1 protein-coding gene is annotated in these 227 nt (G+C 62.1%); it reads right to left on the reverse strand.

Features of this window, described 5'->3' with window-relative positions; genetic code table 11:
* Positions 1 to 227 (reverse strand): AMP-binding protein (locus ET33_RS35825; RefSeq protein ID WP_036694087.1); only part of this gene is annotated, 227 nt, incomplete at both ends.

Below are 227 nucleotides of genomic sequence, written 5' to 3' on the forward strand. Positions count from 1 at the left end.
GGATCGATCGGCACATACGCTCCCCCGGCTTTCAGGATGCCGTACACCCCTACCATCATTTCCAGAGAGCGTTCGACCATCAGCCCGACCTTCTGCTCGGTCTCCACGCCTTCCGCTCGCAACACTCGCGCCAACCGGTTCGCTTGTTCGTTCAGCTCCCGGTACGTCAGCTCGCTTCCCTCGAATACAACCGCCACATGCTCCGGCGTCCGCTCCACCTGCTCCTC

Source organism: Paenibacillus tyrphae, assembly GCF_000722545.1.
Taxonomy (GTDB): Bacteria; Bacillota; Bacilli; order Paenibacillales; family NBRC-103111; genus Paenibacillus_G; species Paenibacillus_G tyrfis.